General features: G+C 43.7%; 7 protein-coding genes and 1 pseudogene. 7 read left to right on the top strand and 1 reads right to left on the bottom strand.

Going from position 1 to position 5,407, the window contains the following annotated elements; genetic code table 11:
* Positions 1 to 1,186 (top strand): annotated as a pseudogene (locus tag AZ66_RS26380) (serine hydrolase); the annotation flags it as partial.
* Positions 1,187 to 1,238: 52 nt separating this feature from the next.
* Here the strand turns inward: AZ66_RS26380 and AZ66_RS33960 are convergent.
* A complete protein-coding gene (locus AZ66_RS33960) occupies positions 1,239 to 1,322 on the bottom strand; it encodes an IS3 family transposase (RefSeq protein WP_082061749.1) in 84 nt (27 codons plus the stop codon).
* 240 nt (positions 1,323 to 1,562) lie between these two features.
* Here AZ66_RS33960 and AZ66_RS26375 point away from each other — a divergent pair, with 240 nt between their 5' ends.
* The 6 genes from AZ66_RS26375 to AZ66_RS26350 all read left to right on the top strand — a co-directional run.
* Positions 1,563 to 1,976 carry a GNAT family N-acetyltransferase gene (locus AZ66_RS26375; RefSeq protein WP_044357614.1) on the top strand — a complete coding sequence of 138 codons (414 nt, stop codon included), beginning with the start codon at positions 1,563 to 1,565 and terminating at the stop codon, positions 1,974 to 1,976.
* A gap of 152 nt (positions 1,977 to 2,128) precedes the next feature.
* Positions 2,129 to 2,668, top strand: coding sequence for a histidine phosphatase family protein (locus tag AZ66_RS26370; RefSeq protein WP_231587063.1), 540 nt, complete (start codon positions 2,129 to 2,131; stop codon positions 2,666 to 2,668).
* A 46-nt stretch (positions 2,669 to 2,714) separates the two neighbouring features.
* Positions 2,715 to 3,242, top strand: a complete 528-nt coding sequence (locus AZ66_RS26365; protein WP_082061748.1) for an AAA family ATPase — start codon at positions 2,715 to 2,717, stop codon at positions 3,240 to 3,242.
* A complete protein-coding gene (locus tag AZ66_RS26360; protein ID WP_021257913.1) occupies positions 3,239 to 3,688 on the top strand; it encodes a GNAT family N-acetyltransferase in 450 nt (149 codons plus the stop codon). Before AZ66_RS26365 ends, AZ66_RS26360 begins: the two co-directional genes overlap by 4 nt.
* 127 nt (positions 3,689 to 3,815) lie before the next feature.
* Entirely contained in the window at positions 3,816 to 4,616 is an 801-nt protein-coding gene (locus AZ66_RS26355; RefSeq protein WP_044357608.1) for a hypothetical protein, read from the top strand.
* A gap of 82 nt (positions 4,617 to 4,698) precedes the next feature.
* A partial coding sequence (locus AZ66_RS26350) for a GNAT family N-acetyltransferase (protein ID WP_044357606.1) occupies positions 4,699 to 5,407 on the top strand: 709 nt, incomplete at its 3' end.

The raw sequence follows: 5,407 nt of genomic DNA, 5'->3' as shown, positions 1-5,407 counted from the left end.
TCAAGGCGATGGAGCAAGAGGAATATAAAAAGGAATGTGGCCGGGGGACGGAGATAGTGTGTTCAACTATGGTCTTGGATGGGACAGTGTGGAACTATATCCATTTAACAGATATGGGATAAAGGCCTTGGCTAAGGGTGGGGACACGTTACTGCAACATGCTGCACTGGTCGTGCTTCCAGAACAGAAGATGGCAGCGGCTGTGTTGTCATCCGGCGGCAGCAGCCTTACAAATCAAATGGTGGCAACTGAATTACTGCTCACCGCGCTTAAAGAGAAGAGTACAATTAAGGAGATAAAGCCGGACAAATCCTTCGGCAAGCCAGTCAAGGCCAAGATGCCTCAGAACGTGGCAAAGAAAGCAGGATATTACGGGAATAGCTACAGTCAATTCAAAATAGAAATTACGAAGAAGGGAGAACTGTTCTTACCATTTAAGCCAGAAGAAAAATATGTATATACGGCGGATGGAAGCTTTATTAATGAAAAGGGTACCTCCAAGCTCAACTTCGTCACCGAGAAGAATGGAAGAACTTATTTGAGAGAGAGCACCTATGAATTATCGCCGGGCTTGGGGCAAATTGCAATGACTAACTATTTAGCCGAGAAGCTAGAAAATAATGTGCTGTCGAAGAAAACCGCTGCTGCATGGGCGAAGCGGGAAGGCGGCAAGTTCTATCTTGTTAACGAGAAATTTAGTTCTATGAACTATCTTAAACAACTAGTGCCTCTTACCACACAAATTACTGTCAAGGAAGGCTATTGGGACAGCAAAAAAATTACAGGTCCGAACACCGCGGCACATCAGCTCCAGATTCCCGTGATGGATGGGCGTGATACGGCGGAAGCTCGTTTCTATACAGAAGATGGAAATGAATATATGGAAATGGCCGGCTTCTTATATGTAAGTGAATCCAAGGTAAAACCGCTTGATGCAGGTCAATCATCGAAAGTTACACTGCAAGCAAATGGGCATGCGAAATGGTTTGCGATCCCGCAAGCGGCAGCAGGGAACTCGATGTCCGTGTCCTTGCCATCGAAGAGTTCGTTCGCGGTGTATGATGAGAAGGGAGTATGTATCAACTTTACTGTTGTGAGCGGAAATAACAAAGTAAAACTGCCGAAGAACGGAACGGTTGTATTTGCTGGCGTGCCGAACTCGGAATTTATAGTTACGTTGAACTAGCAACAATTCAAAATGAACTTCAACAAAACCAGCACGACATAGAAAAAAATACCTAAGCAGCAAGCTGTCGTCGGTACTCTACTGGCGGCAGCTTCTTTAGCTCTCTTTGTGGTCGATTATGATTATATAAATGAATATATTCTTGTCTTCATTGAAGGAACAGCCGCATTCGTCCAAGAAATTGAAGTTGAACGTAACCCTTCTACCTGAAATGACAATTGGAGTGTATAATAATGGAATATGATCCTGTGTAGTAAGACACCATATGGCCCGACTGAAAACTCGTTTTTTGGTTGGGTCTTGTCATGATAAGGAGAGAACCTCGAGATGAATATGAGATTAGACCGGCGAACAAGATATTGATCAGCTCATTCGAATGCGATGGGACTTCACGAATGAGTATAACGAAGAGAAGGTTGGAGAGGAACTATACGAAGATTTTTACAAGGAGTGCCGTTTCTTTCTACTAGAAGCAATGAAAGAGGGAAACTGGTTTATTTGGGTCGCTGAATTAGATGGCAGCGTCATCTCCCACATCTACTTGAAATTGATTCACAAAGTCCCTCGACCTGGGCGGAAGACAAATCCATTTGTATATATGACGAATGTATATACCGTACCAGAGCATCGCGGCAACCAGATTGGAAGCAGGTTGATGAAGGAGATAGAGGCTTGGTCGAAGCAGCAGGAGCATGAGTTCATCCTCGTATGGCCTAGTGAATGGAGCATTCGCTTCTATGAACGGAACGGGTACAGTCTATGCAATGACCCGATGGAGTTGCATTTATAGTGTAGTTCTCAATCACTGAGGGAGGGCTATTGATGAATTGGGCGAATCGAATAACCGTAATCAGAATTGCGTTCCTATACCAAAAACAACTGGCATCGCCTGAACTTACAAATAGAATGAGGTGAGATGATTTGACGACTACACTCTACTTTGTGAGGCATTGTGAATCACCATATGTTGATGGGGAAGAGCGCTCAAGGGGAATAACTGCTGCAGGAGAACAGGATGCAATGAAGCTCGCCAAATTGATGCAGCTTATCCCGATTGATGTATTTGTATCAAGCCCGTATGCTCGGGCGATTCAAACGATTCAGCCGCTTGCTGATTTTTTGAATCGTCCTATACACATATACGAAGATTTGAGAGAACGGCAAATTGGTGCATTTGAAGGGTTGAGCTTCCAAGAGGCAAAACGTAAGGTGTACGCAGACTTCCATTTTTCTTTTCCTGATGGAGAATCAAGCCGTAACGCTCAGCGAAGAGCAGTTGCTGTACTTCAAGGATTGATAAGCGAGTATGCAGGACAGCATATTGTATTTGGGACACACGGGGACATTATGACGTTGATGTTGAATTACTTTGATCCGGCTTATGGATTCGAGTTCTGGATCTCCATGACAATGCCGGATATCTATAAGCTTGAGCTTCAGGATATGCGAGTTCTACGAGTTAATAAGCTCTGGCATTACTAATAGTCGATCGAATCGATATTACCCCTACCAAGAAATGAGGGAGAACTTGAAAATTCGCATCATTGGTCCTTGTGGCAGTGGCAAGACATACATAGCCAAGGAATTATCGAGGAAATACAATACTCCGTACTACGAGCTGGATAATCTCGTATGGAATCGGACGGAGGTGCAGCGGCGCAATCCTGTTGAGGTGAGAGACGCTAAATTAATGGATATCTTGAGACAGGACTCGTGGATTATTGAAGGTGTTCATTACAAGTGGGGAATGGATACCTTCCGACAAGCTGACATCATCGTGATTATTAAGCCGAATAAGCTGGCGACTCAATATAGGGTCGTGCGCAGATTTATACGGACAAGGCTCCGAGTTGAATCGTCCAACTATAGGCAGACTCTGCATAACCTATATACGATGCTGTTCGTCTGGAATAAAGATTACTATTCAGTTAGTCTGCCAGCGATAATGAATCTTACGGATGCCTATAGCGACAAGAGGGTTGTCATCGTCAACAATCGCGATTTGCATGCAATTATGGAAGAACGACTAAATAATCGGGAGGGCATTCATCAATGATTACGTTAAGAAATATTGATCAGGACAATTGGGAAGAGAGCATCGACCTTCGTCCTTCGGAGGAACAAAGCAAGTTTATAGCTTCTAATCTGTACTCCATAGCAGAAGTGCAATTTTTGCCGGGGTTCGTGGCGCAGGCCATATATGAGGATGAACAAATGATAGGCTTTACGATGTATGGACTAGATGCGGATGACGGCAACTACTGGATCTATCGGTTCATGATCGATGAGAAGCATCAGAGCAGAGGTTATGGCAAGCAGGCCCTGCAGTTGTTAATGGATGAGCTTAGATCCAAGGAGGATCGAACAGAAGTGGTCTTTATTAGTTACAATCCTGAAAATGAAAGAGCGAAGCGTTTGTATGCGAGTGTTGGTTTTGTTGAGCAAGGGTTAGCGGATTGGGGAGAGATGATGGCAAAGTATCAATTTGAGCCGAGTTCATGACTTCATGAATTGAGCAGTATAGAGATGCATTCAAAGATTATATGGATGGAAAACAAGGTATATGTAGATTAAAGAGAGCTAGGATTTCAATCGGTGTTGCATCAATTGGTTGAGGAGGCGAACCGGATTGTTCATGAATGCTGGGATGAAAATGGAGAAGCCAAGATGGGATCGATATTCAGCATATGTCCTTTCCAAGCTGTCAGGTGCAGGCTTCTCTTTGTTCGTTTTCTTCGCTATGTTTGTATTGACGAAGCTGGATATGTACACGTATTCAGAACAGTTTGCCAACGCTGCCTACTGGAAAGTTTTCTTTGGGTATGGAATTGCATGTTCGGTGATCATTGATCTAATAACGATCAAGCTGAGAAGGCTGAAGGTGCTGTTACGTATTCTGCTGCACGCGATAGCGGGAAATCTCTTTTTTCTAGGAATGGAAGTGAGCATGAGCTCATTGCTCTTTGGAATGTTCGGCTCGTTCTTCGCCCTTTTCTTTTTCTGGGGGACATATGCTTTTCCATTTAAACGCGGCAGGAAGTTTGCCCCATATCTCTTCTCACTCGTTATCCCCTCCGTTCTCCTACTGATTGCAAATATTGATTTCACAACGAAAAGCAACTGGGTTGAGAAGCGCACCGCGAATACGTATACAGCTGCTTTTGATTATTTCCATGGAAAGCATGAAATCCCGATACATGTCAACCGCGGTGATAAGATAACACTATCCATTCACATTAGAAACAAGAATGGCGGAGGGTACGGTTTTCATATAAAGGATGAGCGAGGGAACCACGTCGGAATGGAGCCTGATGGGGACAACTCGGTGAAGCTTCATGCTCAGAAATCTGAGATCTATGATGTGACGGTAACAGGGGCTAAGCTTCAAGGTGGATTTACGCTTGCTTGGCGGATAGACAGTCGCCCCTAATCCTCTTTGATCTACTTTATTACTCCCCACTGCTGTTCATATTTAGCTGGTATATCAACAAGGTGATAAAGGGAGAGTTATAATGAGTGAACTCATATTCATTAAGGATTATAAGGATATCGAGAAATACCGTGTAAGCTTCAATGCATTGGCGCAGCGATCGTTCGGCATTCAGTTTGAAGATTGGTATCAGCGAGGATGCTGGAATGATCGATATATTTGTTATTCCTATGTCGATGGAGATAGAGTCGTTGCGAATGTATCAGTTAATGTAATGGATATCGTTATAAAAAATGAGATTCATGAAGCCATTATGATCGGCACGGTCATGACGGATGAAGCGTATCGGAATCAAGGATTGTCGAGAAAGCTAATGGAAATCGTAATCGAAGAGTATCAGCAAAAATGCAGCTTTATGTACTTATATGCGAATCGAACGGTTCTCGATTTCTATCCGAAGTTTGGCTTCCATAGAGTACAAGAACCGGAATTCTACTCCGTGATAAATACGCTAGAGGCACACAGCGATCGTCCTCACATGCGGAAGCTGAACGTAATGGACGTTCAGGACTGGGAGCTTGTCATGCGATACTATGCTTCACGGAGCGTCAGATATTCGACGTGTGATGCCATTCGTGCAGAAGGAATCTTCTCTTGGTATTGCTTGCATGTGTTTGAGAGCGATTTGTATTTCGATGAAGAATTAGATGCAGTCGTTATCTTTATGGAAGAGGGAAATTCGATACAACTATACGATGTCCTGTCTCCGAAGCAAATCGATCTTTCGCAAG

It is taken from the genome of Paenibacillus sp. E194 (assembly GCF_000935845.1).
Lineage (GTDB): Bacteria > Bacillota > Bacilli > Paenibacillales > Paenibacillaceae > Paenibacillus_B > Paenibacillus_B alvei_B.
The sequence above is the reverse complement of the archived record's forward strand: the minus strand, read 5'-3'. Positions and strand labels throughout refer to the sequence as shown.